This is a genomic window from Campylobacter jejuni, from assembly GCF_049221745.1.
Taxonomy (GTDB): domain Bacteria; phylum Campylobacterota; class Campylobacteria; order Campylobacterales; family Campylobacteraceae; genus Campylobacter_D; species Campylobacter_D jejuni_E.
Genome location: NZ_JBMJAO010000009.1, coordinates 1 through 25,938, shown reverse-complemented (window position 1 = coordinate 25,938; position 25,938 = coordinate 1). Strand labels below are relative to the sequence as shown.

Sequence of the window (25,938 nt, the reverse complement as noted above, 5' to 3'; positions counted from 1 at the left end):
ATCAAACCCTAGGTTTTCCCTCCTAGGGTTTTTTCATTAGTTTTTAAGTATATACTACGCTATAATATCTATTTTTTAATTTTTTTTAAGAAAGGAATTTAATGAAGATAAAAGTTGGGTTGATTTTTTCAGGTATTGTTTGCTTTTTTTTAACAGCTTGTGTTAATCAGGTTAAACAAAATACAACATTTGAAAATGCTTTAACGCAAAAATATTGTGGTGATGATTTTTTCAATCAAAATTTAGAAAAAATTAAAAAAAATGATGATGTCATTTATACAGGATTGAATGCAGGTTTGATTGCTAGAAATTGTGGTGATTTTAATAAAAGTAATGTATTTTTTGATGCTGCAGAAGAATCTTATAAATATGATGTGGATTTAGAAAATGTAGGCTCTAAAGCAGCTAAATTTGTTGGTACAACCTTGCTTAATGATAATATAGTAGATTATGATGGTTCTTTATATGAAAGAATTATGGTTAATATATATAAAGCTCTAAACTATATGGAAGAAGATGATTATGAAAATGCAAGAGTTGAGTTTAATCGTGCTTTGATGCGTCAAGATAAGGCAAAAGAATATTTTGTTAAAGAAATTGAAAAAAATCGTGCTGATTTAGATAAAGCAAAAGAAGATAAAAATTATGATAAAAATATGAATGAAAATTCAAAATTTATAGAAGCGCAATATGATAACTTATTTAAAGAATTTGATACAACAAAAAATTTTATAAATCCTTATGCGACTTATCTTGCTTCGATATTTTTCTTTATGGATAAAGACTATAGAAAAGCTGCAGATTTATTTAGAGAAGTAGCTATTATTTATCCAAAAAATAAAACTATCAAAAAAGAGGCTAAAATTTTTAAAGAATATGCCACAAAAATAAAAGTCAAAAAAACTAAAAAATATGTTTTTGTAGTTTATGAAAATGGATTTGGCGTAGTTAAGGATGAATTTGCTTTAACCTTACCTTTTATAGTCGATAAAAAAATTATTAGCACAAATATTGCTTTACAAACCTTGAAAAAAAAGGAAGCTTCTTTTGCAAATTTAAATATAAATGGTCAAAATACAAATGATTTTGTAGATTTAGACAATATTGTCGCTACTGAATTTAAAATAAATATGCCTGCAATGATTGCTAAAGCCTTAGCTCAAACTATAGTTAAAACCAGTTTAAATGTAGCTGTTGCAAATAATGACTCTACAGGTGGATGGCTAAGTCTTGCAACGGCAGTAGCAACTGCTGCAACCAACAAAGCTGATGTGCGTTCTTGGAGAGGTTTACCAAAAAGTATTGCTATAGCAACAATAGAAAACGACGGAAATTTAGAAATTAAAGATCCGCAAGGCAATATTTTGTTTCAAAAATCATTAGATAAAAATAAAAATGCTCTTGTAATAGTGCGTTCTTTTGCTCCGTATTTACCTACAAGCGTTGCTATCATGGAAAAATAAAGCTAAAAGATGAAAAAAATTATTTTATTTATTTTAATGTTTTTACTTAGTGCTTGTGCACCAAGTTATCAAATAAATTCAAATCAAAATACTGTAATTTTAGGTTCAAATTTACCAAAAAGTTTAGTAAAACAATTTCAAAAGCGTATAAATAGCAATGGTTATTTAGAATTTGAAGTGATTTTACGCAGTACTTTTGCTAAAGATGTAATTTATAAAGTGGATTGGTTAGATAAAGATGGTTTTGTGCTAAGAGATGTTTTAAATGAGGACTATCAAGTCCTTAGAATTCCAGCAGGACAAGAGGTGATTCTTCGTAAACTTGCATCTGATATAAGAGCGAAGGATTTTAGATTAGAAATTAAAGCAAAAAATTAATCTCATTTTAGGAAAGGTAAATCATGAAAAAAACAAAAATTTTAGGAACAGCTCTTATTGGAGCTTTGCTTTTTAGTGGTTGTGTGCAAACAGCTTATACAGATGGAAAGGCAAGTCAGGTAAAAAAAGGCGATGCTTTAACCTTGGGTCTTGATAGGCAAGATTTTGAAAGTGCAGCTGAAACTATGATAAATAGTATGTTAAGCGATCCTGCTTTTGCAAATATTAAACCAGGTACAAGAAAGGTTATTGCTATTGGTAGAGTTGTAAATGACACCCCACAAAGAATCGATACTGAAAAACTCACCGCAAAAATCACTTCTGCATTAAGAAAATCAGGTAAATTTGTTCTAACTTCAGCAGTTGCTGCAGGCGGAGCACTTGATAGCATGAGTGAAGATGTAAGAGAATTAAGAGATAATGATGAATTTAATCAAAAAACCATAGCAAAAAAGGGTACATTGGTATCGCCTGATTTTTCTCTTGCGGGTAAAATAAGACAAGATAATGTAAAACTTAGCAATGGTAAAACTCAAGTAGAATACTTTTTCTTACTAAGACTTACTGATTTAACATCAGGTTTAGTTTATTGGGAAGATGAGCAAACTATTGATAAAACCGGTTCTAGTAAATCAGTTACTTGGTAAAATAAAAATAAAATTTCAGCTCAAGTGTTTAGCTTGGGTTTTTTTATGGTTTTTAAAAGGATATGAAATGAAAAAAATATTATTTATCAGCTCTTTAGTTATGGCGAGTTTACTTTATGGACAGGGTTCTCAGCCTGTAGAAATTACACAACAAGATATAAATACTCAAAATGAAATGTCTGACGCAAGTACTAAGGATATTACCCCAAAATCAATCGAAGATTTTTTTGAAGAATTTGCGGATAATTTCGGTATAGAATATGGTATAACCAAGGATGGAAAAACTTTTTATACAGGAAAAAGTACTGTTGCTGTAAATGATACTGATCCACAATTTGCACAAGCTTTATAAAATGCTTATCAAAAAGCAATGTTAAATTTGCAAAGCGAATTTATAAGAGATGCTTTTGGAAGAATTGCTACAAGCAGGATTCAAAATTATGAAGCAGATAATTCTACCAATGCTAAGGAATTTGATGAATTGCCAAAAGGTGATAAGGTTGATCAAATTTTAAATAAACTTACACAATTAGCTGGTGCTCAGCTTGATAAGGCATTAAAAGATTTAGGTGTAGACACAAATTCTTTAAGTGAAGACAGAAAAAAGACTTTATTAAAGCAAGAATTTCTTAATAAAACTATGACAAATGCCATAGGTTCTATGAGTGGACTTGTTCCTATGCAAACTATAGTTACACAAAGAAGAGGTGAGTATGATGTAGGTGTTATTGCTGTTATTTCCAATAAAACTCGCCAATTAGCAAAAGATATGGCACTAGCAAGACAGAGTGCTATTAAGGGTAAAGGCAAGGCAATAAGTGAGTATCTGCCAAAAGATGCAAAAGGTTTTTTAAATGAATATGGAATTCGTTTAGTTTATGATGAAAATGGCGCACCTATTATTTTAAGTTATGGAAACTGGGGTTATGTAGCAGATCCTAGCAATGCTAAAAAAACAAATATTTTAGAAGATAAGGCCAAAGAAACAGCACTTACTATGGCTGATGCTGCTATTATAGAGTTTATTAACACAAATTTAAGCCTTAAAGATGAAAGAACAACTGGTGATACTTATGAGGAAATCATCAAACAAAGTATCAATGTTAATGATAATTCTACTCAAGAGCAAACTCAAAACATAACAAATATTATTGACAAAGTAAATAGTAAAGTAAAAGCAAGTTCAAGTGGTAAAATTCGTGGTATTCGCACTCTTAAAAAATGGAGCTATACAAGTGAAAATGGTATTGAACATGTAGGGGTTGTAAGATTTTATTCTTATGAAAATTTAGCTAACACAAATGAGACTTTAAATTCAAAGTCAAATACAACAAAAAATAAAGCTAAAAAATCTTCTAACATACAAAGAAGCTCTAATGTTGTAAATAGCATGGATGATTTTTAAAGGTAAAAGATGAAAATAATTAAAATTCTTTTTTTAGGTTTATTTTTAAGCCTAAGTCTTAATGCTAAAGTTATAACCACAACTTCAACAAAATCAAGTACAGGCGAAGGCACAGGCTTAACTAGAGAAGATGCGATAAACAATGCTATTATAGAAGCTATAGGAAAAATGAGCGGCGTAAGTATTAATTCTCTTAAGAAATCTAATACTAGTGTTTCAACTGATAATTCAGGTTCAAACATACAAGATAATTACAGCGAACAAATTTCAAAAGCTACCAAAGGTAGAGCCGATACTTATGAAATTAATAGCGTTGAACAAGATGCAAATGGTAAATATACAGCCAATGTAACGATTTTTAAAACCACAACAACAAAAAAGTATAAAACTCCAGGTTTAAGTGCAGATAATAGAAGAAGTATCACTGTTTTTGATTCTACTCCAGATCCTGCAAAACGAGGCATAGGCTCAGCTTTGCAACAAAAAATCATTTCTGATTTATTGCAAAGCCGTAAATTTAATGTTTTAGATCGTGATTCTAGTGGCTATTATGAAATGGAAAAAGCCTTAATCAAAAGTGGTGATGCAGCTAGTAATGAAGTTTATAAACTTAAAAATGTGTTAGCAACAGATTATATTTTATTGTTTTCTATTTCAGGACTTGAAGGCAAACAAAAAACAAGCAATTTAACAGGAAAAACTAAAACAGAAGTGGAAGTTATCGTAGATTATCGTGTGCTTTTATTTGCTACAAGACAAATTAAATTTTCTAATACTTTAAGCATGAAAGTAAACCTTAAAGATAATAGTCTTAGTGCCAATGAAACCGCACTCAAACAAATTGCAAATCGTATTGCAGGAGATATTTTAAATGCAATTTATCCTTTGAAAGTTGCGAGCGTTGAAAACAATGAGGTAGTATTTTCACAAACCCTAAATCAAGGTGATGTTTATGAATGTTTTGCTCTTGGGAAGGTTATAAAAGATACTTATACAAAAGAAAATACAGGAAGAGTAGAAAGCAAAACAGGAAGTATTGAAATCACTCGCACAAGCCCTAAACTTTCTTATGCAAAAATCACAGAAGGTAGTGTAAAAGTAGGCGATATTTGCAGACATTTAAGCGATACTGGTAGTGGAAATGGTTACACTATAGGTCGTGATGCGAATTACCAAACCGAAGAAGGTGGTGGAGTAAATCTAGGCTTTTAAATTTTTAGAGTTTGATTTTTCCCAAACTCTAAACTCTTTCTTAAAATTCATCAAAAATTAAAGAAAAATTCTGTAAAATCGAAATTTTATTAAACCACTAAAGCTTTTAAATCCGTTATTGCGGTGCTTTATGGTACTACCAATTTATAAGGAAAAGCAATGTATGCTATTATCAAACACAGCGGAAAGCAATACAAAGTAAGTGTTGGCGATGAGCTAAAACTAGATCACTTTGAAGCTGAAAGCAAAGCAAGTATTGAAGTAAGTGAAGTTCTTGCTATCAATGATAAAGAATTAAAGGTAGGTGCGCCTTTCGTAGCAGGTGCAAAGGTTGTTTTGGAAGTGATCAATCACGGAAAAGATAAAAAAGTTGTGATTTACAAAAAAAGACGTAGAAAAGATTCTAAACTCAAACGCGGTTTTAGAAGACAATTTACTCGCGTTGTAGTAAAAGATATCAAAGCTTAAGGAGTAAAGAATGGCACACAAGAAAGGTCAAGGTTCAACTCAAAATAACCGCGATTCTATAGGTCGTCGTTTAGGTGTTAAAAAATTTGGTGGCGAGTTTGTTAGAGCTGGAAATATCATCATCCGCCAAAGAGGAACTGCAACTCATGCAGGTAACAATGTGGGTATGGGAAAAGATCATACTATCTTTGCTCTAATTGATGGTTTTGTAAAATTCGAAAGAAAAGACAAAGATAGAAAAAAAGTTTCTGTATATCCTGCATAAGTTTTTAAGACGCTTTTTTTGGCGTCTTGAAAACTTTAAATTTATAAATTTAACTTCTTTTATTTACTCAAATTTAGCTTTATGAATTTAAAGTCAAAGGTAATTGTAAATGTTTATTGATAGTGTTAAAATTACTTTAGCTTCAGGCGATGGTGGCAAAGGTGCTGTAAGTTTTCGCCGTGAAAAACATGTTCCACTTGGTGGCCCTGATGGAGGAGATGGTGGAAATGGAGGTGATGTTATCTTTATTTGCGATAATAATACCCACACTCTTGTAAATTTTAAAGGCAAAAGAGAATTACGCGCACAAAATGGTGCTGGTGGTATGGGACGTAATAAAAATGGCAAAAAGGGCGAAAATTTAGAGCTTATAGTGCCTGAAGGAACGCAAGTTATCGATGCACAAACTAATGAAATTTTACTCGATCTTACCAAAGAAGGACAAAGAGAGCTTTTTTTAAAAGGTGGAAAAGGTGGACTTGGAAACACTCATTTTAAACACGCCACCAATCAACGTCCTGATTACGCACAATCTGGCATAAAAGGAGAAAGTCGTCTAGTTAGACTTGAACTTAAACTTATCGCCGATGTAGGACTTGTAGGCTTTCCAAATGTGGGAAAATCTACTCTTATAAGTGTTGTTTCAAATGCAAAACCTGAAATTGCAAATTATGAATTTACTACTCTTACTCCAAAACTTGGACTTGTAGATGTAGATGAGTATAATTGTTTTGTTATGGCTGATATTCCAGGGATTATCGAAGGAGCAAGTGGAGGTAAGGGCTTAGGACTTGCCTTTTTAAAGCACATAGAAAGAACGAGCTTTTTACTTTTCGTGTTAGATCCTATGAGAGAAATGCCTTTAAAAGAACAATTTATAGTACTAAGAAAAGAACTTGAAAAATTTTCCAATGAACTTTTTGGACGTAAATTTGGCATCATGATTTCAAAAAGTGATAGTGTTAATTTAGGCGAAGAATTTGCTGAGCAAATTACTTTAAACATTAATGAGTTAGAAAATTATCTCAAAGAAATAAACAACCCGCAAAGCTTTTTAATCAAAGTCTCAAGCCTTGAAAAAACAGGACTTAAAGAACTTAAATTCATGCTTTTAGAAGAAATTAAAACTTTAAGAAATAATAAATAAACATTTTAACAATCTAGGAAGTGTTTTATATTAAAAATTTCAAACACTCCCTATTTTTTCAAAAAGCAAAAATTAAATAGCTTGTTTATATGAAATTTTGGCTAAAATTATAAAAATTTTTCAAGGAATAAGCATGAAAAGAATAGTTGTCAAAGTGGGATCTCATGTGATTAGCGAAGAAAACACTTTAAGTTTTGAGCGTCTTAAAAATTTAGTTATATTTTTAGCCAAACTCATGGAAAAATATGAAGTGATTTTAGTAACTTCAGCGGCGATTTCAGTAGGACACACCAAACTAGATATTGATAGAAAAAACCTCATTAATAAACAAGTTTTAGCTGCTATTGGACAACCTTTTTTAATTAGTGTTTATAACGAGCTTTTAGCCAAATTTGGTAAACTAGGCGGACAAATTTTACTTACAGGCAAAGATTTTGACTCTAGAAAAGCTACTAAACACGCAAAAAATGCTATCGATATGATGATAAATTTAGGAATTTTGCCTATCATCAATGAAAATGACGCTACAGCTATAGAAGAAATTGTCTTTGGTGATAATGATAGCTTAAGTGCTTATGTTACGCATTTTTTTGATGCGGATTTGCTTGTGATTTTAAGTGATATTGATGGATTTTACGATAAAAATCCTAGCGAATTTAGTGATGCAAAGCGTTTAGAAAAAATCACTCATATTAAAGAAGAATGGCTGCAAGCAACCATAAAAACAGGTAGCGAGCATGGAACGGGTGGTATAGTAACCAAACTTAAGGCAGCTAAATTTTTACTTGAATACAATAAAAAAATGTTTTTAGCAAGTGGGTTTGATCTAAATGTAGTTGAAACCTTTTTACTTAAAAATAAACAAATAGGTGGAACTTTGTTTGAGTGATATAATTTATTAAATTCTCTTTTAAAATCAAATAAGTTATAATTAAAACTTTTAATTTTACACAAAGCGAAAAAATGAAAAAAATTATTTTTATGGGTACTCCATCTTACGCAACTTGTATTTTAAAAGCACTAGTAGAAAATGAAAATTTTAAACTCGTAGCACTTTTTACCCAGCCTGATAAAGCTGTAGGTAGAAAGCAAATTTTAACTCCAAGCCATACAAAAACTTTTTTAAGTCAAAATTATCCTAGTATTCCTATTTTTACTCCAAGTTCTTTAAAAGATGAAAATATTATAGGACAAATTCGAGAATTAAAGCCTGATTTTATTGTAGTTGCTGCCTATGGAAAAATTTTACCTAAAGCCATTTTGGATTTAGCACCTTGTGTGAATTTGCATGCTTCTTTACTTCCAAAATATCGTGGTGCTAGCCCTATTCAAAGTGCGATTTTAAATAAAGATGAAAAAAGTGGAGTTTGCACCATGCTCATGGAAGAAGGGCTTGACACAGGTGCTGTGCTTGAAAGCTTAGAATGTGATATAAAAGATAAAAATTCAAGTGAAGTTTTTGAACTTTTAGCAAATTTGGCCGCTAAGCTCATCCTCTCTACTCTTTTAAATTTCGATAAAATCATCCCTAAAAAACAAGAGGAAAGTTTAGCAACACTTTGTAGAAAAATTAAAAAAGAAGACGGGCTTGTAAATTTTCAAAATGCAAGAGAACTTTATCAAAAATATCTAGCTTTTACCCCTTGGCCTGGAGTTTTCTTGGAAAATGGACTTAAATTCTTAGAACTTGAACTCGTGGACGAATTAAAACAAAATGCTAAGATGGGTGAAATTTTAGAATTAGAAAAAGAAAGTTTTTTACTTGCTTGCAAACAAGGAGTTTTGCGTATTAAAAAACTTCAAGAAAGTGGAAAAAAAGCTCTTGATGGTAGGACTTATTTAAATGGAAAAAGGCTTAAAAGTGAAGATAGTTTGTGTTGAAAGTATAGACTCGACTCATCTTTTTTTATGCAAGCAAATACGCAATGGAAAGATTGATGGAAATTTTGCTATTTATGCTTTAGAACAAACAAATGGGGTTGGAAGTAGGGAAAATTCTTGGCAGAGCTCTAAAGGAAATTTGCATCTTTCTTTTTGTATTAAAGAAGAAGACTTGCCAAAAGATTTACCTTTAGCTTCTGTGAGTATTTATTTTGCTTATTTACTTAAAGAAGTTTTACAAGAAAAAGGTTCTAAAATTTGGCTTAAATGGCCTAACGATTTATATATAGATGATAAAAAAGCTGGAGGGGTTATAAGTGCTAAAATCTCAAATTTTATTATAGGAGGTATAGGCTTAAATCTCAAATTTGCACCTCAAAATACAGCTTTATGTGATATAGAAATTTCGCTTAAAGATTTGGTGAATGAGTTTTTACAAAAAGTAGAAAAAAAAATTTTATGGAAGAATATTTTTAGCAAGTATATGTTAGAATTTGAAAAATCAAGAAAATTTAGCGTCCATCACGAAGGCAAAGTTTTTTCACTTGAAAATTCTTTTTTGTATGAAGATGGTTCAATTTTACTAGGTGATAAAAGGGTGTATAGTTTAAGATGAGCGAAATTATTACAATAGCAAATCAAAAAGGTGGAGTAGGAAAGACTACAACAGCAGTAAATTTAGCCGCTTCTTTGGCTGTGGCTGAAAAAAAAGTACTTTTGATTGATGTTGATCCGCAAGCTAATGCGACTACAGGACTTGGTTTTAATCGTAATAATTATGAGTATAATATTTACCATGTTTTTATAGGAAGAAAAAAGCTTTCAGATATTATTTTAAAAACAGAATTACCACAACTTCATTTAGCTCCTTCAAATATAGGTCTTGTAGGTATAGAACAAGAGCTTGCCAAAGGTGAAAATAACGAGAAGAAAATGCTGCTTAAAAATCAAATTCAAGAAGTGATTAATGAGTATGATTTTATTATTATTGATTCTCCACCCGCTCTTGGAAGTATTACTATAAATGCTTTTGCAGCAAGCGATAGTGTAATTATCCCTATACAGTGTGAATTTTATGCACTTGAGGGTGTAGCTATGGTTTTAAATACAATTAAAATTATTAAAAAAACTATTAATTCTAAACTCAGGGTTCGTGGATTTTTACCGACAATGTATAGCTCCCAAAATAATCTTTCTAAAGATGTTGTAGATGATTTGAAACAAAATTTTAAAAAACAACTTTTTACTATTAATGGAAATGAAGATGATTTTATTGTGATCCCTCGCAATGTAAAACTTGCAGAAAGTCCAAGTTTTGGAAAGCCTATAATTCTTTATGATATTAAATCGCCAGGTTCTGTTGCTTATCAAAATTTGGCGTATTCTATATTAGGATAATTATAATGGGGTTAAATAAGGATAGGGGTTTAAGCAGTTTAATCAGTGATATGGATACTGTTTACAGTAAAGAATTGGGTTTTGATAAAAATCAAAGCACTATGATAGAAATTGATCAAATTTCACCCAATCCATTTCAGCCAAGAAAGAATTTTGATCAAGAAGCTTTAGATGAGCTTGCTAATTCTATCAAAGAATTTGGACTTATTCAGCCTATTATTGTATTTAAAAAAAATAATAAATTTATTTTAATTGCTGGAGAACGTCGCTTAAGAGCAGTGAAAGCATTAGGAAAAAAAGAAATTCTAGCTTTTATTGCTGATATTGATGAGAATAAGCTTAGAGAATTGGCTCTTATTGAAAATATACAAAGAGAGAATTTAAACCCTATTGAGCTTGCTAATTCTTATAAGGATTTGATGCAAGTTCATAAAATTACTCAAGAGAATTTAGCAGAACTTATTCATAAGTCTCGTACTCAAATAACAAATACTTTAAGACTTCTGAATTTAGATATTAGAACTCAAGAGTTGATTGCTTCTGGAAAAATTTCTCAGGGTCATGCTAAAGTTTTGGTTGGTTTAGATCAAAAAGATGAAAAAATGTTGGTTGATAGCATAATAGGTCAAAAACTTAATGTTAGAGATACTGAAAAAATAGTTAAAAAAATAAAAAATAATGAAAGCTTACTTAATCAAGAATTTGAAGATGAAATAAAAAAATTAAAACAAATACTAAATCGCTTTGGATTTGACTGTAAAAGTAAAAATAATGATTTTGTAATTCATTTAGAAAATATTGATAAAATTAAAAAATTAATCAAAATGCTTGAAAAGCTTTAACCGAAATCTTAACTTTTTTATGGTAAAATAGTCCTTCGAAAATTCTAAGCCTAAGGAGAATTATGTTTGAAGATATACATCCTTCCATAATGCTTGCTACTATGGCTATTTTTTTAGCTATGATAGTTATTTTAAATAGTATGCTGTATAAGCCGCTTTTAAAATTTATGGATGAAAGAAATGATTCTATAAAAAATGATGAGAATAAAGTAAAAGAAAATTCTCAAGAAGTTTTAGATGTGAATGATGAATTGGAATCTATTCATGTTAACACTAGAGAAGAAATTCAAAAGATTAAACAAAGTGCTATAGTTGCTGCTAAAGAAGAGGCAGAGCAAATTCTTAGGAGCAAGAAAGAAGAATTAGAAAGAAAAATGGCCAGCTTTTATGCAGATTTATCTATTCAAAAAAAAGAGTTGCAAGAGCATTTAAACATACATTTACCTGAGCTTAAGCAAGCTTTGCAAAATAACATAAAGAAAATTTAAGAGGAGAGAAATGAGTAAGTTATTCTTTATTATATTTTTGCTACCTTTGTATGCTTTTGGTGCATCAAATGGTAGTGGAGAATATGATATTATTCCAAGGACTATTAATTTTCTAATTTTTGTGGCTATATTGTATTATTTTGTTGCAACTCCATTTAAGAATTTTTACAAAAACCGTATTGTAAAAATTTCTTCAAAACTTGATGAAATTCAAAAAAAACTTTTAGAAAGTAAAGCTAAGAAATTAGATACGATGAAAAAACTTGAAGAAGCTAAAGCAAATGCTGCTGCCGCTTTAGTTACAGCAAAAAAAGAAGCTGAAATTTTAGTTCAAAATATTAAAAAAGAGACTCAAGATGAGTTAGATTTACTTCAAAAACATTTTGAGGAGCAGAAAGATTATGAATTTAGAAAAATGGAAAAAGAATTGGTATTAAATACTTTAAATGAAATTTTTTCTGATCCAAATATGACATTAAAACAGAGTGAAATAATAGAACTTATGATGAAGAAGGTATCTTAAATATGGAAAATATAATTGCAAGAAGATATGCAAAAGCGATAGCTTCAAGATCCGATATAAATGATTTTTATCAGAATTTGTGTATTTTAAATTCTGCTTTTGTTTTGCCAAAATTTAAAAATATCATAGAATCTAATGAGATTAAAAAAGAAAGAAAAATGGAATTTCTTGATTCTTTTTTTGATATTAAAAATTTTAGTTTTCAAAATTTTTTAAGACTTTTGATTGAAAATTCAAGATTAGAATGCATTCCTCAAATAGTTAAAGAACTTGAAAGACAAAAAGCTTTTAAAGAAAATATTTTTGTTGGAATCGTTTATTCTAAAGAGAATTTAAGTCAAGAAAGTCTTAAAAATCTTGAAATAAAACTTAATAAAAAGTTTAATGCAAATATTAAATTAAATAATAAAATCAGCCAAGATGATAGCATTAAAATAGAATTGGAAGAATTAGGTTATGAACTTTCTTTTTCTATGAAAGCTCTTCAAAATAAGCTAAATGAATATATATTGAAAATTATCTAAGGAGAAAAAGTAAATGAAATTTAAAGCTGATGAGATCAGTTCAATAATCAAAGAAAGAATTGAAAATTTTGATTTAAATCTTGAAATTGAAGAAACAGGAAAGATTATTTCTGTAGCTGATGGTGTTGCTAAGGTATATGGACTTAAGAATATTATGGCTGGAGAAATGGTAGAATTTGAAAATGGTGATAAAGGAATGGCCTTAAACCTTGAAGAAGCAAGTGTAAGTATTGTTATACTTGGAAAAGGAGAAGGTTTAAAAGAAGGTGCTTCTGTAAGAAGACTTAAGAAATTACTTAAAGTTCCAGTAGGTGAGGGTTTAATCGGTCGTGTTGTAAATGCTTTAGGTGAACCAATTGATGCTAAGGGTGCAATCAATGCTAATGAATATCGTTTTGTTGAAGAAAAAGCAAAAGGTATTATGGCTAGAAAAAGTGTTCATGAGCCTTTGCATACAGGAATTAAAGCTATTGATGCGCTTGTGCCAATTGGTCGTGGTCAAAGAGAGCTTATCATAGGTGATAGACAAACAGGTAAAACTACTGTTGCTGTTGATACTATTATATCTCAAAGAGGTCAAGGAGTTATCTGTATATATGTTGCAATTGGTCAAAAGCAAAGTACAGTGGCACAAGTGGTTAAAAGACTAGAAGAACATGGTGCTATGGAATATACTATTGTTGTAAATGCTGGTGCTTCAGATCCTGCGGCTTTACAATACTTAGCTCCATATACTGGTGTAACCATGGGTGAATTTTTTAGAGACAATGCAAAACATGCTTTAATTGTTTATGATGATTTGAGTAAGCATGCTGTAGCTTATCGCGAAATGTCTTTGATTTTATGTCGTCCCCCAGGTCGTGAAGCTTATCCAGGCGATGTTTTTTATCTTCATTCAAGATTGCTTGAAAGAGCAAGCAAGCTAAATGATGAATTAGGTGCTGGTTCTTTGACAGCACTACCGATAATAGAAACACAAGCAGGAGATGTTTCTGCTTATATTCCAACTAATGTTATTTCAATTACCGATGGGCAAATTTTCTTAGAAACTGATTTATTTAACTCAGGAATTCGTCCTGCAATTAACGTTGGTTTATCGGTATCTCGTGTGGGTGGGGCTGCTCAAATTAAAGCTACAAAACAAGTTTCAGGCACATTAAGACTTGACCTTGCTCAATATAGAGAGCTTCAAGCTTTTGCACAATTTGCTAGTGATTTAGATGAGGCAAGTAGAAAACAACTTGAACGTGGACAAAGAATGGTTGAACTCTTAAAACAACCACCTTATTCTCCGCTTAGTGTTGAAAAACAAGTAGTTTTAATTTTTGCAGGAACCAAAGGTTTCTTAGATGATATTGCTGTTTCTAGAATTAAAGAATTTGAAGATGGAATTTATCCTTTTATTGAGGCAAAACATCCAGATATTTTTGAGCAAATTCGCTCTAAAAAAGCTTTAGATTCTGACTTGGAAGAAAAACTAGCTAAAGCCATTAATGAGTTTAAAGCAAATCATTTATAAGGTCTTTTATGTCTAATTTAAAAGAAATTAAAAGAAAAATTAAAAGTGTTCATAACACTCAAAAGACTACAAATGCTATGAAGCTAGTTTCTACTGCTAAGTTAAAAAAAGCAGAAGAGGCAGCTAAAAGATCAAAAATTTATGCGCAAAAAATCGATGAAATTTTGAGTGAAATTTCATTTCAGATCAATAAAATTGTTCACAATGAAGATGATGTGCGTTTATCTTTGTTTCATAAAAAAGAACAAATTAAAACCGTAGATTTAATATTTATCACTGCAGATAAAGGCTTATGCGGTGGTTTTAATATTAAGACTTTAAAAACAGTAAGTGAAATGCTAAAAGAATATGAAGTAAAAAATATTAATATTCGTCTTAGAGCTATAGGTAAAACTGGGATTGAATATTTTAATTTTCAAAAAATAGAATTGTTAGAGAAATATTTCCATCTTAGCTCTAGTCCTGATTATGAGAAAGCATGTGAAGTAATTCATGCTGCTGTAGATGATTTTTTAAATGGAAATACAGATGAAGTGATTTTAGTTCATAATGGTTATAAAAATATGATTACTCAAGAACTTAAAATTAATCATCTTATTCCAGTTGAGCCAAAGAGTATTGAACAGACTCATAATTCTCTTTTAGAGCTTGAACCGGAAGGAACTGAGCTTCTAGAAGATTTAATGAAAACATATTTTGAGTATAATATGTATTATGCGTTAATCGATTCTTTGGCGGCAGAGCATAGCGCAAGAATGCAAGCTATGGATAATGCAACTAATAACGCAAAGGCAAGAGTGAAACAACTAAATTTAATTTATAATAAAGCAAGACAAGAATCCATTACCACTGAGCTTATAGAAATTATCAGTGGTGTTGAATCGATGAAATAGTAAATTTTAAGGAGAAGATAAATAATGCAAGGATTTATTTCACAGGTATTAGGTCCGGTTGTTGATGTAGATTTTAACGACTATTTACCTCAAATTAATGAAGCAATTGTTGTAAATTTTGAAAGCGAAGGAAAAAAACATAAACTTGTTTTAGAAGTAGCAGCTCATTTAGGAGATAATAGAGTTAGAACTATTGCTATGGATATGACTGATGGTTTAGTAAGAGGATTAAAGGCTGAAGCTTTAGGTGCTCCTATTAGTGTTCCTGTCGGTGAGAAAGTTTTAGGAAGAATTTTTAATGTTACAGGTGATTTAATTGATGAAGGTGAAGAAATTCCTTTTGATAAAAAATGGGCAATTCATAGAGATCCACCAGCTTTTGAAGATCAAAGCACAAAAAGTGAGATTTTTGAAACAGGGATTAAAGTTGTAGATTTACTTGCTCCTTATGCAAAAGGTGGTAAGGTAGGTCTTTTTGGTGGTGCAGGTGTAGGTAAAACTGTTATTATTATGGAGCTTATTCATAATGTTGCATTTAAGCATAGCGGCTATTCTGTATTTGCAGGTGTAGGTGAGAGAACTCGTGAAGGGAATGATCTTTATAATGAGATGAAAGAAAGTAATGTTTTAGACAAAGTTGCTCTATGTTATGGACAAATGAATGAACCGCCAGGAGCAAGAAATCGTATTGCTTTAACAGGTTTAACAATGGCTGAGTATTTTAGAGATGAAATGGGTCTTGATGTACTTATGTTTATTGATAATATCTTTAGATTTTCACAATCAGGTTCTGAAATGTCAGCACTTTTAGGAAGAATTCCATCAGCTGTTGGTTATCAGCCAACCCTAGCAAGTGAAATGGGTAAATTCCAAGAAAGAATTACTTCAACTAAAAAAGGCTCAATCACTTCAGTTCAAGCTGTTTATGTTCCAGCTGATGACTTAACCGATCCAGCTCCAGCAACTGTTTTTGCTCACTTAGATGCTACAACAGTTTTAAATAGAGCTATTGCTGAAAAAGGTATTTATCCTGCAGTTGACCCACTTGATTCAACTTCAAGAATGCTTGATCCAAATATCATTGGAGAAGAACATTATAAAGTTGCTCGTGGTGTTCAATCAGTGCTTCAAAAATACAAAGATTTACAAGATATCATTGCCATTTTAGGTATGGATGAGCTTAGCGAAGAGGATAAACTTGTAGTTGAAAGAGCAAGAAAGATTGAAAAATTCTTATCACAACCATTTTTCGTTGCAGAAGTTTTCACAGGTAGCCCAGGAAAATATATAAGCCTTGAAGATACAATAGCAGGATTTAAAGGAATTTTAGAAGGTAAATATGATCATTTACCAGAAAATGCTTTCTATATGGTTGGCAATATCGATGAAGCTATCGCAAAAGCGGATAAATTAAAAGGTTAGTTTATGAACGATTTGATTAATTTCGAGATAGTTACACCTTTGGGTGTAATTTATCAAGGAGAAGTAAAATCTGTTACTTTACCAGGTAGTGAAGGAGAATTTGGCGTGCTTAAAGGACATGCTGCTTTGGTTTCTTCTTTAAAATCTGGAGTAATTGATATTGAAAAGGCTGATTTAAATCATGAATTAATTGCTATTGATGCTGGACATGCAAAGGTAGATGAAGATAAGATTTGCGTGTTAGCAAAGGGTGCGGTTTGGATTTGTGGAAGTGATGAAAGTGAGATTGAAAAAAATCTTGCTCAAGCAAAAGATTTGATTAAATCTATGAGTTCTGATAATGCAGCTTTAGCAGCAACTTTTTCAAAACTTGATGATGCAAGGATGCATTAATGAATTTTGAAGCTATATTTCATTTTTTCAATAGTTCAAGTATTATTACTTATATAGTTTTATTATGGCTTTCTTTATATTTTATTTTAGCATTTAGTATTTTGTTTGCTAGATTGACTTATTTGGCTACATGGAGAAATAAGGAAAAAGAAAGTTTAGAAACTTTGCTCTTGGGTGAAAAAGATTTAAGTCGTACTGATTCGATTTTAAGAAAATGCAATGATACAACTTCAAATCATTTAGAAATCTATAAAAATTTAGCAAGTCGCCGCGCTTCTACTGGACTTACTTGGCTTAGTATTATTGCTTCAACTTCGCCTTTTATAGGACTTTTTGGAACAGTTATTTCTATACTTGAAACTTTTGGTGGGCTTGGAACTCAAAATTCTTTAAGTATCATAGCTCCTAAAATCAGCGAGGCTTTAGTTGCTACAGGTTGCGGTATTTTAGTAGCAATTCCTGCTTATACATTTCATCTCATCATTAAAAGAAAAGTTTTCGAACTTTTAAGCATTATTGATAGCGAGATTAAAGTTATAAGTTCGAGTAAATAAGGTTAAAAATGCCATTTGATGATGAAAAACCTGAGCTTAATATCACACCTTTAGTAGATATTATGCTTGTATTGCTTGCGATTTTAATGGTAACAGCTCCAAGCATTACTTATGAAGAAAAAATTAATCTTCCACAAGGTAGTCAAAAAAATACTAGTGCTCCAACTGTTAAGAGTTTAATTATTAGCATTAATGCAAAAAAAGAAATTTTTTTAAATCAAGAAAAATACGATTTTATAAGTTTTGCTGACAATCTTGCTCAAAGAAAAGCACAATTTAATACCGAAGATCCGGTTTTTATACGCGCTGATAAAAGCTTAAAATATGACGATGTTATTTCAGTCTTAAGAAGTGTAAAAAATTTAGGATTTAATAAAGTTGCTTTACAGACTGAATAATCATGAAAAATTATGGTTTGAGTAATTTAAATTCGTTTTTACTTGCTTTAGTAATATATATTAGTATAGTAATTCTTGTTTTTTTTAGACTTGTAAGCGAGATTGAACCTGCTATACAATATACCGATATAAAAGATAGTTTTGTGGATATTGAACTTGCTGAACCATCAAAACAAGTTATTACTCAAAGCAACACTCCTAAAGAAATACAAAAACCAACAGAGCAAATTGATATAGAAAAGCTTTTTGCTCAGACTACAAATAAAACAGTTAAAACTGAAGATATTGACCAAAAGGCAAGCAATTTTAATGAGCTTTTTGGAAATATCAAAGAAATACAAGAAGAAAAGACTACAAAAATTCAATCAAGTGCTAAATCAGGAATTTCTAGTGCCCCAAAACCTCAAGCTTCCGAACTTGTAAAACAACTTAATGATAGTTTGTTTCAAGAAGAAAATTCAACGCAAGGCGAAAGCACAAAGGCACAAAAGATTGGAATTTATGATGAATTTTTAGGGAAAGTTGTGCGTATTATCACTCAAAGATGGATTCAGTATTATCCAAATAGTGAAAAAATTTCTGTTAAGGTAAAAATTTTTATTGATGAAAATGGAAAATTTGGCTATACTTCAGTTGAAAAAAGTGGGAATCCTTTATATGATGCTAAAGTGGCTGAATTTTTAGAAAGTCAAAAAGGTAAATTTATCACTTATCCTCCGCAAAATAAAAATATAAGCATTACCATGAATTTAAGAGATGAAGCAAAAGTAAAAAATGATTAGGAGAAAAAAATGAAAAAAATTTTAGCAATTTTTTTAGTCTTTTTAGGAAGTCTTTGGGCAGAAGATCCAGTGATTGATGTTGTTAATTCTGGTGTAGTTTTACCAAAGATTATCGTTAAAGACAATTCAAATTTAAGTGATGAGAATTTAAAGAAAAGCTTTTATAATATTATTGTGAACGATTTGAAAGTAAGTTCAAACTTTGAAGTTGTTGCTAATGCAACTGAGACAAGTAATTATACTTTTGAATACGCTTTAAATAAAAATGGTAACACATTGAGTTTAAATGTAAAAATAAAAGCTGGTGGTTCTGATAAGTCAGAGCAAACTTATACTTTAAATGGTTTGGAACAATATCCATTTTTGGCACATAAAAGCGTTAAAGCTTCTGTAAATGCGTTAGGACTTGCACCTGTTGATTGGATGGATCATAAAATTTTGATTGCAAGAAATTCTAGCTCTAAAAAAAGTCAAATTATTATGGCTGATTATACTTTAACTTATCAAAAGGTTATTGTTGATGGTGGGCTTAATTTATTTCCAAAATGGGGAAATAAAGAACAAACTCTATTTTATTATACAGCTTATGATCATGATAAGCCAACTTTATACCGTTATGATTTAAATACCAATAAAGCTAGTAAAATTTTATCAAGTGGCGGTATGGTTGTAGCAAGTGATGTGAGTGTAGATGGAAGTAAACTACTTGTTACCATGGCTCCAAAAGATCAGCCTGATATTTATTTATATGACTTAAATACCAAAAATCTAACACAATTAACTAATTATTCTGGTATTGATGTTAATGGAAATTTTATTGGCTCAGATGATAGTAAAGTGGTATTTGTAAGCGATCGTTTAGGATATCCTAATATTTTTATGCAAGATTTAAATAGTAACAGTGTTGAACAAGTTGTTTTTCATGGTAGAAACAATTCGGCTGTTTCGACTTATAAAGATTTTTTGGTTTATTCAAGTCGTGAACCAAATCAAGTAGGTGTTTTTAATATTTATTTGATGTCAATTAATAGTGATTATATTCGTCAGCTTACAGCAAATGGAAAAAATTTATTTCCAAGATTTTCTAGTGATGGTGGAAGTATAGTATTTATCAAATATTTAGGTGCGCAAAGTGCTTTGGGTGTTATTCGTGTAAATGCAAATAAGACTTTTTATTTTCCTCTTAGGGTTGGAAAAATTCAATCAATTGATTGGTAAAAATTTCAATTTTAGGTTAAAATTAATTAAAAATTAGATATAATAATAAGAATTTATTAACTTTGAAAGGTCATAAATGAAAAAAATTCTTTTTACTTCAATTGCAGCTCTTGCGGTTGTTATTAGTGGTTGTAGTACAAAAAGCACTAGTGTAAGCGGTGATAGCAGTGTTGATTCAAATCGTGGTTCAGGTGGAAGTGATGGTTGGGATATTGATTCAAAAATTTCTCAACTTAATGATACTTTAAATAAAGTATATTTTGATTTTGATAAATTCAACATTCGTCCTGATATGCAAAATGTTGTAAGCACAAATGCTAATATCTTTAACACTGAAGTAAGCGGTGTAAGTATTACTGTTGAAGGAAACTGCGATGAGTGGGGAACCGATGAATATAACCAAGCTCTAGGTTTAAAAAGAGCAAAAGCTGTAAAAGAAGCTTTAATCGCTAAAGGTGTAAATGCTGATAGAATTGCTGTTAAAAGCTATGGAGAAACAAATCCTGTGTGCACTGAAAAAACTAAAGCTTGCGATGCGCAAAATAGACGTGCTGAATTTAAATTATCAAGATAATTAATGAAAAAAATATTTATAGTAGCTCTTCTTGGAGCTACTTTACTTTATGCAGAAAGCTCAGCTTTTGGTGCAGGAGATATAACAAGTAATTCTTCTTATGGTTTAACTTCAAATGAAAAATTATTTAAAGAAAAGCTAGATAGTTTAAGTAATGAAAATATACAAACAAATGCTAGAATTAATGAAATTAATGAAAGAATCGAGGGTTTACAAAGCACTTTAGAAGGTATAAATTCTCAATATGCTAAATCAAATTCTAGATTAAGTCAAGTTGAAGAGAGTAATCAAAATATTGAAAATAATTTTACTAGTGAAATTCAAAAATTAAAAGCTTATGTTGAGGAAAGTAGAAAAATTCAAGAAGCTAATAATAAGCAAGTAAAAAAAGTTTTAACCGAACTTAGTTCTTTAGTAGATGCTATTAATGCAAATTATGTTTCTAAAAACGAATTAAATGATGCAAATTTAAGCGTTAGAACTATTACATCTAGTGTTGTTGTTTCAACTACAGATTCAAATAGTACCATTGAAAACAATAATACTCAAAACACTCAAGATGGTAAAGCAAAACAAATTGATGAATCTTGGAAAAAGAAAAAAAATAATGAAATTTTAGAATTAGCGATAAAAGATGTTGATAAAAATGCTTTTGAAGATTCCAAAGCAAAATTAAATTTTCTCATAACAAAGCAGTATAAACCTGCAAGAGCAAATTTTTGGTTAGGGGAGATCGAGTATAAACAAAAAAATTATAACAATGCTATTGTTTATTATAAAAAAAGTTCTTCTTTGAGCACAAAAGGAGATTATTTCCCAAAACTTTTATATCATACTGCCATTTCATTGGATAAAACAGGTGATACAAAAACAGCAAATGGTTTTTACAAAGCTTTAAAAACTAATTATCCAAATTCACCCGAAGCAAAAGCTTCACCTAATAGAAAATAAATTAAGGAGATAGAAATGGCTATAGAAAAAAATAGTGTAGTTTCAATGTTTTATGAGTTAAAAGATGCAAATACAAATGAAGTTTTAGAATCAAATTTATATTCTCAACCTATTTCTTTTATTTTAGGCAAAGGTCAGATTTTAGAAAGCTTAGAAGAAGAAGTGATGAAGCTTGATTGCCCTAGCAATGCCGATGTGGTAATTAAAAAAGAAAAAGGTTTAGGCGAATATGATGAAAATGCAGTTCAAACTTTACCAAAAGAGCAATTTGCAGGTATTGATTTAAAAGTAGGCATGGAACTTTTTGGCGAAGGTGAAAATGGCGAAACCGTTCGTGTAACTGTAAAGGAAATCGGTGAAAATGATGTGACAATTGATTATAATCATCCTTATGCGGGTCGCGATTTACTTTTTTCTTTAAATATCGTAGATGCTAGAGCTGCGAGTGAAGATGAAATTCTTACAGGTATTATCGCAGGAAGTCATAGTTGTGGTTGTGGAAGCGGACATGGACACGATCATCATCACGGACACGGTGGCGGCGGTTGCTGTGGCGGCGGTGGTTGCGGTTGTCATTAATGAATACTGCGTTTATATTTCCAGGTCAAGGCTCGCAAAGTCTTGGCATGGGAAAAGATTTTTATGAAAACTCTATAAAAGCCAAAGAACTCCTTCAAAACGCAAGTGATTTTTGTAAGATTGATTTTAAACATTTGCTTTTTGAAGAAAACGAAAAACTTAATCAAAGTGAATTTACCCAACCCGCCATCGTTTTAAATTCCTTAATGGCTTATAGTGTTTTACTTGAAAAAAAACCTGATTTAAGTTCGAAATTTGCTCTAGGACATTCTTTAGGAGAATTTTCAGCTTTAGCTGTAAATGGTGCTTTTGATTTTTTAGAGGCTCTTTCTTTAGTCAATAAAAGAGGGCTTTTTATGCAAGAAGATTGTGCAAAAGTTGAAGCAGGCATGATGGTTGTTTTAGGACTTGATGATGAAAAAGTTGAAGAGCTTTGCCAAAAAGCACAAAAAGAAAACAAGCAAATTTTTGCTGCAAACTATAACTGCGAAGGGCAAATCGTTGTAGCAGGTTTAAAACCTGATTTAGCAAGTTATGAAAGTGTATTTAAAGAAGCAGGAGCTAAAAGAGCTATGCTTTTAAATATGAGTGTAGCAAGTCATTGTCCTCTTTTGGAAAATGCTTCAGCTAAGCTTTGTGTGGAGCTTGAAAAGGTGTTAAAACCAAATTTTAAAGCCGTAATTTCTAATGCAAATGCTAAAATTTATACAAGCAAAGAAGAAGCACTTGAGCTTTTAAAAGCACAACTTATCTCTCCTGTGCTTTATAAACAAAGCATTAAGGCATGTGAAAATGAAGTAGATTATTTCATAGAATTTGGCGCAAGTGTACTTAAGGGTTTGAATAAAAAAATCACTTCAAAAGAAACTTATGCTTTAACAAATATGAATGATATTGATGAATTTTTAAAGGTTGTATGATGAAAATAGCAATTTTAGGAGCCATGAGTGAAGAAATCACTCCTTTACTTGAAACACTTAAAGATTATACGAAAATAGAACACGCTAACAATACTTATTATTTCGCAAAGTATAAAAACCATGAACTTGTTTTAGCGTATTCTAAAATCGGTAAGGTAAATTCTACTCTTAGTGCTAGTGTGATGATAGAAAAATTTGGTGCAGAGGTTTTACTTTTTACAGGAGTTGCAGGTGCTTTTAATCCTGAGCTTGAAATTGGCGATTTGCTTTATGCAACAAAATTAGTCCAATATGATCTTGATATTACCGCTTTTGGGCATCTTTTGGGCTTTGTTCCAGGTAATGAAATTTTTATCAAAACAGATGAGAAATTAAACAATCTTGCTTTAGAAGTTGCTAAGGAATTAAATATCAAACTTCGTGCAGGTATTATTGCAACGGGTGATGAGTTTATCTGCGATGAAGCAAAAAAAGCAAAAATTAGAGAAATTTTCAATGCTGATGCTTGTGAAATGGAGGGCGCAAGTGTGGCTTTGGTTTGTGATGCTTTAAAGGTGCCTTGTTTTATCTTAAGAGCTATGAGTGATAAAGCAGGGGAAAAGGCTGAATTTGATTTTGATGAGTTTGTGATCAATTCAGCTAAAATTTCAGCTAATTTTGTACTTAAAATGTGCGAGAAATTATGATAAATCTTAGTAAAAAACTCATACGCCAAGTTGCACAAGCTAATGCTAAATTTGGGCTTATTAAAGATGGAGATAGGGTTCTTTTAGGGCTTAGTGGCGGGAAAGATTCTTTAGCTTTAGCCCATCTTTTAAAACGTATGCAAGCTCACGCTCCTTTTAAATTTGAACTTGAAGCGGTGACTTTGAGTTATGGCATGGGCGAGGATTATTCTCATCTTCATGCACATTGTGAAGAACATGGCATTAAACATAGTGTACTTGATTCAAATATTTATGAAGTTTCAGGCGATACCATAAGAGAAAATTCAAGTTTTTGTAGTTATTTTTCGAGAATGCGTCGCGGGGCTTTATATACTTACGCCCTTGAAAAAGGTTTTAACAAGCTTGCTATAGCTCATCATTTAGATGATGCAGCAGAAAGCTTTTTTATGAATTTTATTCATAATGGAGCTTTAAGAACCTTAGCGCCTATTTATCAAAGCAAACGTGGTGTAACTGTAATACGCCCTTTGATTTTTGTGCGTGAAAGACAGCTTAGGGATAATGCTACGCAAAATGAACTTAGTGTGATAGGAAATGAATTTTGTCCTGGTATGAAACTTAGCGAAAAAAATGTAAAATTTCCACACGCTAGAGAAGAAGCTAAACAGCTTTTAGCAAATTTAGAAAAAGATCATTCTAAGCTTTTTACAAGTTTAAAAACTGCTTTTGCCAATTTACACACGGAGAGTTTTTGGCTTCAAAAGGCATAAAAGCATGAAAAAAGCTTTTGTTTTAGTGGATTATCAAAATGATTTTATTGATGGAAGTTTGGGTTTTGATAAGGCTTTAAAAATCAAAGAAAATATTTTTAAAGCCTTAAATCAAATTGATTTTAATAACACACATTTACTTTTAACCTATGATACGCACGATGAACATTATCTACAAAGCAAAGAAGGTTTAAATTTACCTATAAAACATTGTATTAAAGAGAGTTTAGGTTGGCAAATGCCAAAGGAATTTGAACCTTTTTTACAAAAAGCTTATAAAATTTTTTATAAAAATACTTTTGGTAGCTTAGAATTAGCTAATTTCATACAAAAAAGTGATTATGAAGAACTTCATTTTGCAGGACTTGTTTCTCATATTTGTGTGTTTTGTAATATCATTTTAGCTTTTGGTGCTAAGCCTAATGCAAGGATAATTTTACACCAAAATTTAAGTGCAAGTTTTGATGAAAATTTAGAAAAATCCGCTTTTGATATACTTAGGGCTTATGGTATTGAAATTGTTTAATGCAAGGCTTTATACTTCATACTCAAAAAGTTAAAGATGAGGATTTGATCGTTTATATTTTAAGTCCTAAAATGCTTATTAAGGTTTATCGTTTTTATGGACTTAGACATTCTAGTATTTTAAGCGGTTATAAAATCGATTTTGCTTTAGAAGAAAATCCTAGTTTTTTACCAAGACTTAAAGATGTATTGCATTTGGGATTTTTATGGATTATGCAAAGGGATAAAATGCTTATTTGGCAAGAATTTATCCGTCTTTTATATAGACACTTAAAAGATGTGGAAGAGCTTGATAGTTTTTATTTTGATTTACTTGATGAGTGTGTGAAAAGGTTTGAAAAACAAAATCCAAAGCGTGTTATTGTTGATGCTTATTTAAAAATTTTGGAATTTGAAGGAAGATTGCATAAGGATTTTTTTTGTTTTGCCTGTGATGAGAAAATCCAAAATTCTATTACACTACTAAGGGCTTTTTTACCTTCGCATTCTCAATGTGCTTTAGGATTTGAGTTTGAAGAGAAAAAGCTAAAACAATTTTATAGCAGTAAAAATTGTGCGATTTTTGATGATGAAGAAATAGAAAATTTATACCATTTGATCAAGGAAGGTTTATGATATTAAGTGATGAAAAATGTGATTTTTTGGAATCTATAGCAAGTTTTTTAAGTCCTAAAGATGTGGAGCTTGTCTTTGTGGATAGTAAAGAAATGCAAGAAATTAATTTAGAGCAAAGAAAACAAGATAAAACCACTGATGTACTTTCTTTTCCGCTTGAAAATATCGATGAGAGTTTGCCTTTGGGTTCTGTTGTGATCAATGTGGATTTGGCAAAAGAAAAGGCTAAAGAGTTAGGGCATAGCTATGAAGAAGAAATAAGCTTGCTTTTTATCCACGCTATGCTTCATTTACTAGGCTTTGATCATGAAAATGATAATGGAGAAATGAGAGAAAAAGAGAAAGAACTTATAGAGCATTTTAATTTGCCTAAAAGTTTGATTGTAAGGACTTTGGAATAACTCTACTCCAAAACAGGAACAGATCTTGCTTATATTATTTAATATATTTAGGTTGAAGGCAAAAAAATCTAAATCAAGGAATTAATATGAGTATCTTTAGCATCAATGATAACTC

General features: G+C 30.8%; 32 protein-coding genes and 1 pseudogene. All 33 read left to right on the top strand.

Features of this window, described 5'->3' with window-relative positions; translation table 11 throughout:
- Window positions 1–101: 101 nt before the first annotated feature.
- The 33 genes and pseudogenes from ACOTU8_RS07005 to ybeY all read left to right on the top strand — a co-directional run bounded on the left by ACOTU8_RS07005 (window position 102) and on the right by ybeY (window position 25,823).
- Window positions 102–1,463: a hypothetical protein gene (locus ACOTU8_RS07005; protein ID WP_422342310.1), complete on the top strand. Its 1,362-nt coding sequence runs from the start codon at window positions 102–104 to the stop codon at window positions 1,461–1,463.
- Window positions 1,464–1,472: 9 nt separating this feature from the next.
- Window positions 1,473–1,841, top strand: a complete 369-nt coding sequence (locus tag ACOTU8_RS07000; protein WP_422342309.1) for a YcfL family protein — start codon at window positions 1,473–1,475, stop codon at window positions 1,839–1,841.
- Window positions 1,842–1,864: 23 nt separating this feature from the next.
- On the top strand, window positions 1,865–2,488 hold the full coding sequence (lpoB, locus tag ACOTU8_RS06995; RefSeq protein ID WP_100611832.1) for a penicillin-binding protein activator LpoB: 624 nt from the start codon (window positions 1,865–1,867) through the stop codon (window positions 2,486–2,488).
- A 67-nt stretch (window positions 2,489–2,555) separates the two neighbouring features.
- Window positions 2,556–3,893 (top strand): annotated as a pseudogene (locus ACOTU8_RS06990) (DUF6844 domain-containing protein).
- 9 nt (window positions 3,894–3,902) lie between these two features.
- Window positions 3,903–5,105, top strand: a complete 1,203-nt coding sequence (locus ACOTU8_RS06985; RefSeq protein ID WP_422342308.1) for a hypothetical protein — start codon at window positions 3,903–3,905, stop codon at window positions 5,103–5,105.
- Between the two features lie 159 nt (window positions 5,106–5,264).
- Window positions 5,265–5,573 (top strand): 50S ribosomal protein L21, encoded by a 309-nt coding sequence (gene rplU / locus ACOTU8_RS06980; protein WP_002778820.1) that lies wholly within the window; start codon window positions 5,265–5,267, stop codon window positions 5,571–5,573.
- Between the two features lie 10 nt (window positions 5,574–5,583).
- Window positions 5,584–5,838, top strand: coding sequence for a 50S ribosomal protein L27 (gene rpmA / locus ACOTU8_RS06975; RefSeq protein ID WP_002800974.1), 255 nt, complete (start codon window positions 5,584–5,586; stop codon window positions 5,836–5,838).
- A gap of 109 nt (window positions 5,839–5,947) precedes the next feature.
- The gene (gene obgE / locus ACOTU8_RS06970) at window positions 5,948–6,985 is read left to right on the top strand and encodes a GTPase ObgE (RefSeq protein WP_422342307.1); all 1,038 of its coding nucleotides are present in this window, start codon (window positions 5,948–5,950) and stop codon (window positions 6,983–6,985) included.
- A gap of 133 nt (window positions 6,986–7,118) precedes the next feature.
- Window positions 7,119–7,874, top strand: a complete 756-nt coding sequence (proB, locus tag ACOTU8_RS06965) for a glutamate 5-kinase (protein ID WP_422342306.1) — start codon at window positions 7,119–7,121, stop codon at window positions 7,872–7,874.
- A 74-nt stretch (window positions 7,875–7,948) separates the two neighbouring features.
- Window positions 7,949–8,866, top strand: a complete 918-nt coding sequence (gene fmt, locus ACOTU8_RS06960) for a methionyl-tRNA formyltransferase (protein WP_422342305.1) — start codon at window positions 7,949–7,951, stop codon at window positions 8,864–8,866.
- Entirely contained in the window at window positions 8,829–9,482 is a 654-nt protein-coding gene (birA, locus tag ACOTU8_RS06955; protein ID WP_422342304.1) for a biotin--[acetyl-CoA-carboxylase] ligase, read from the top strand. Before fmt ends, birA begins: the two co-directional genes overlap by 38 nt.
- Window positions 9,479–10,264, top strand: coding sequence for a ParA family protein (locus ACOTU8_RS06950; protein WP_422342303.1), 786 nt, complete (start codon window positions 9,479–9,481; stop codon window positions 10,262–10,264). The genes birA and ACOTU8_RS06950 overlap by 4 nt, the downstream gene beginning before the upstream one ends.
- 5 nt (window positions 10,265–10,269) lie before the next feature.
- Window positions 10,270–11,106 (top strand): ParB/RepB/Spo0J family partition protein, encoded by an 837-nt coding sequence (locus ACOTU8_RS06945; RefSeq protein ID WP_422342302.1) that lies wholly within the window; start codon window positions 10,270–10,272, stop codon window positions 11,104–11,106.
- A gap of 62 nt (window positions 11,107–11,168) precedes the next feature.
- Window positions 11,169–11,594, top strand: a complete 426-nt coding sequence (locus ACOTU8_RS06940; protein WP_422342301.1) for a FoF1 ATP synthase subunit B' — start codon at window positions 11,169–11,171, stop codon at window positions 11,592–11,594.
- Between the two features lie 10 nt (window positions 11,595–11,604).
- On the top strand, window positions 11,605–12,117 hold the full coding sequence (atpF, locus tag ACOTU8_RS06935) for a F0F1 ATP synthase subunit B (protein ID WP_422342300.1): 513 nt from the start codon (window positions 11,605–11,607) through the stop codon (window positions 12,115–12,117).
- 2 nt (window positions 12,118–12,119) lie between these two features.
- Entirely contained in the window at window positions 12,120–12,641 is a 522-nt protein-coding gene (gene atpH / locus ACOTU8_RS06930) for a F0F1 ATP synthase subunit delta (RefSeq protein ID WP_422342299.1), read from the top strand.
- A 13-nt stretch (window positions 12,642–12,654) separates the two neighbouring features.
- Complete coding sequence (atpA, locus tag ACOTU8_RS06925) at window positions 12,655–14,160, top strand: F0F1 ATP synthase subunit alpha (RefSeq protein WP_422342298.1); 1,506 nt, start codon at window positions 12,655–12,657, stop codon at window positions 14,158–14,160.
- Between the two features lie 8 nt (window positions 14,161–14,168).
- Window positions 14,169–15,053 carry an ATP synthase F1 subunit gamma gene (gene atpG, locus ACOTU8_RS06920; RefSeq protein ID WP_422342297.1) on the top strand — a complete coding sequence of 295 codons (885 nt, stop codon included), beginning with the start codon at window positions 14,169–14,171 and terminating at the stop codon, window positions 15,051–15,053.
- 24 nt (window positions 15,054–15,077) lie between these two features.
- Window positions 15,078–16,475: a F0F1 ATP synthase subunit beta gene (gene atpD, locus ACOTU8_RS06915; protein ID WP_002860940.1), complete on the top strand. Its 1,398-nt coding sequence runs from the start codon at window positions 15,078–15,080 to the stop codon at window positions 16,473–16,475.
- 3 nt (window positions 16,476–16,478) lie between these two features.
- Complete coding sequence (atpC, locus tag ACOTU8_RS06910) at window positions 16,479–16,868, top strand: ATP synthase F1 subunit epsilon (RefSeq protein WP_422342296.1); 390 nt, start codon at window positions 16,479–16,481, stop codon at window positions 16,866–16,868.
- Window positions 16,868–17,422 (top strand): MotA/TolQ/ExbB proton channel family protein, encoded by a 555-nt coding sequence (locus ACOTU8_RS06905; protein WP_422342295.1) that lies wholly within the window; start codon window positions 16,868–16,870, stop codon window positions 17,420–17,422. The genes atpC and ACOTU8_RS06905 overlap by 1 nt, the downstream gene beginning before the upstream one ends.
- Before the next feature lie 8 nt (window positions 17,423–17,430).
- Window positions 17,431–17,820, top strand: coding sequence for an ExbD/TolR family protein (locus tag ACOTU8_RS06900; protein WP_002866730.1), 390 nt, complete (start codon window positions 17,431–17,433; stop codon window positions 17,818–17,820).
- A gap of 2 nt (window positions 17,821–17,822) precedes the next feature.
- A complete protein-coding gene (locus ACOTU8_RS06895; protein ID WP_422342294.1) occupies window positions 17,823–18,602 on the top strand; it encodes a TonB C-terminal domain-containing protein in 780 nt (259 codons plus the stop codon).
- Between the two features lie 9 nt (window positions 18,603–18,611).
- Window positions 18,612–19,820, top strand: coding sequence for a Tol-Pal system protein TolB (gene tolB / locus ACOTU8_RS06890; RefSeq protein ID WP_422342293.1), 1,209 nt, complete (start codon window positions 18,612–18,614; stop codon window positions 19,818–19,820).
- Window positions 19,821–19,896: 76 nt separating this feature from the next.
- Window positions 19,897–20,394 (top strand): peptidoglycan-associated lipoprotein Pal, encoded by a 498-nt coding sequence (pal, locus tag ACOTU8_RS06885; protein ID WP_002851617.1) that lies wholly within the window; start codon window positions 19,897–19,899, stop codon window positions 20,392–20,394.
- 3 nt (window positions 20,395–20,397) lie between these two features.
- A complete protein-coding gene (locus ACOTU8_RS06880; RefSeq protein WP_422342292.1) occupies window positions 20,398–21,345 on the top strand; it encodes a tetratricopeptide repeat protein in 948 nt (315 codons plus the stop codon).
- 15 nt (window positions 21,346–21,360) lie between these two features.
- Window positions 21,361–21,924, top strand: coding sequence for an FKBP-type peptidyl-prolyl cis-trans isomerase (slyD, locus tag ACOTU8_RS06875; RefSeq protein WP_070240486.1), 564 nt, complete (start codon window positions 21,361–21,363; stop codon window positions 21,922–21,924).
- A gap of 47 nt (window positions 21,925–21,971) precedes the next feature.
- A complete protein-coding gene (fabD, locus tag ACOTU8_RS06870) occupies window positions 21,972–22,844 on the top strand; it encodes an ACP S-malonyltransferase (protein ID WP_422342291.1) in 873 nt (290 codons plus the stop codon).
- Window positions 22,841–23,530 (top strand): aminodeoxyfutalosine nucleosidase, encoded by a 690-nt coding sequence (gene pfs, locus ACOTU8_RS06865; protein ID WP_422342290.1) that lies wholly within the window; start codon window positions 22,841–22,843, stop codon window positions 23,528–23,530. The genes fabD and pfs overlap by 4 nt, the downstream gene beginning before the upstream one ends.
- A complete protein-coding gene (locus tag ACOTU8_RS06860) occupies window positions 23,527–24,282 on the top strand; it encodes a tRNA 2-thiocytidine biosynthesis TtcA family protein (RefSeq protein ID WP_422342289.1) in 756 nt (251 codons plus the stop codon). Before pfs ends, ACOTU8_RS06860 begins: the two co-directional genes overlap by 4 nt.
- A 4-nt stretch (window positions 24,283–24,286) precedes the next feature.
- Window positions 24,287–24,808 carry a cysteine hydrolase family protein gene (locus tag ACOTU8_RS06855; protein WP_422342288.1) on the top strand — a complete coding sequence of 174 codons (522 nt, stop codon included), beginning with the start codon at window positions 24,287–24,289 and terminating at the stop codon, window positions 24,806–24,808.
- Window positions 24,808–25,422 (top strand): recombination protein RecO, encoded by a 615-nt coding sequence (recO, locus tag ACOTU8_RS06850; RefSeq protein ID WP_002868757.1) that lies wholly within the window; start codon window positions 24,808–24,810, stop codon window positions 25,420–25,422. The genes ACOTU8_RS06855 and recO overlap by 1 nt, the downstream gene beginning before the upstream one ends.
- Window positions 25,419–25,823, top strand: coding sequence for an rRNA maturation RNase YbeY (ybeY, locus tag ACOTU8_RS06845; RefSeq protein WP_422342287.1), 405 nt, complete (start codon window positions 25,419–25,421; stop codon window positions 25,821–25,823). The genes recO and ybeY overlap by 4 nt, the downstream gene beginning before the upstream one ends.
- The last annotated feature ends 115 nt before the right edge of the window (window positions 25,824–25,938 follow it).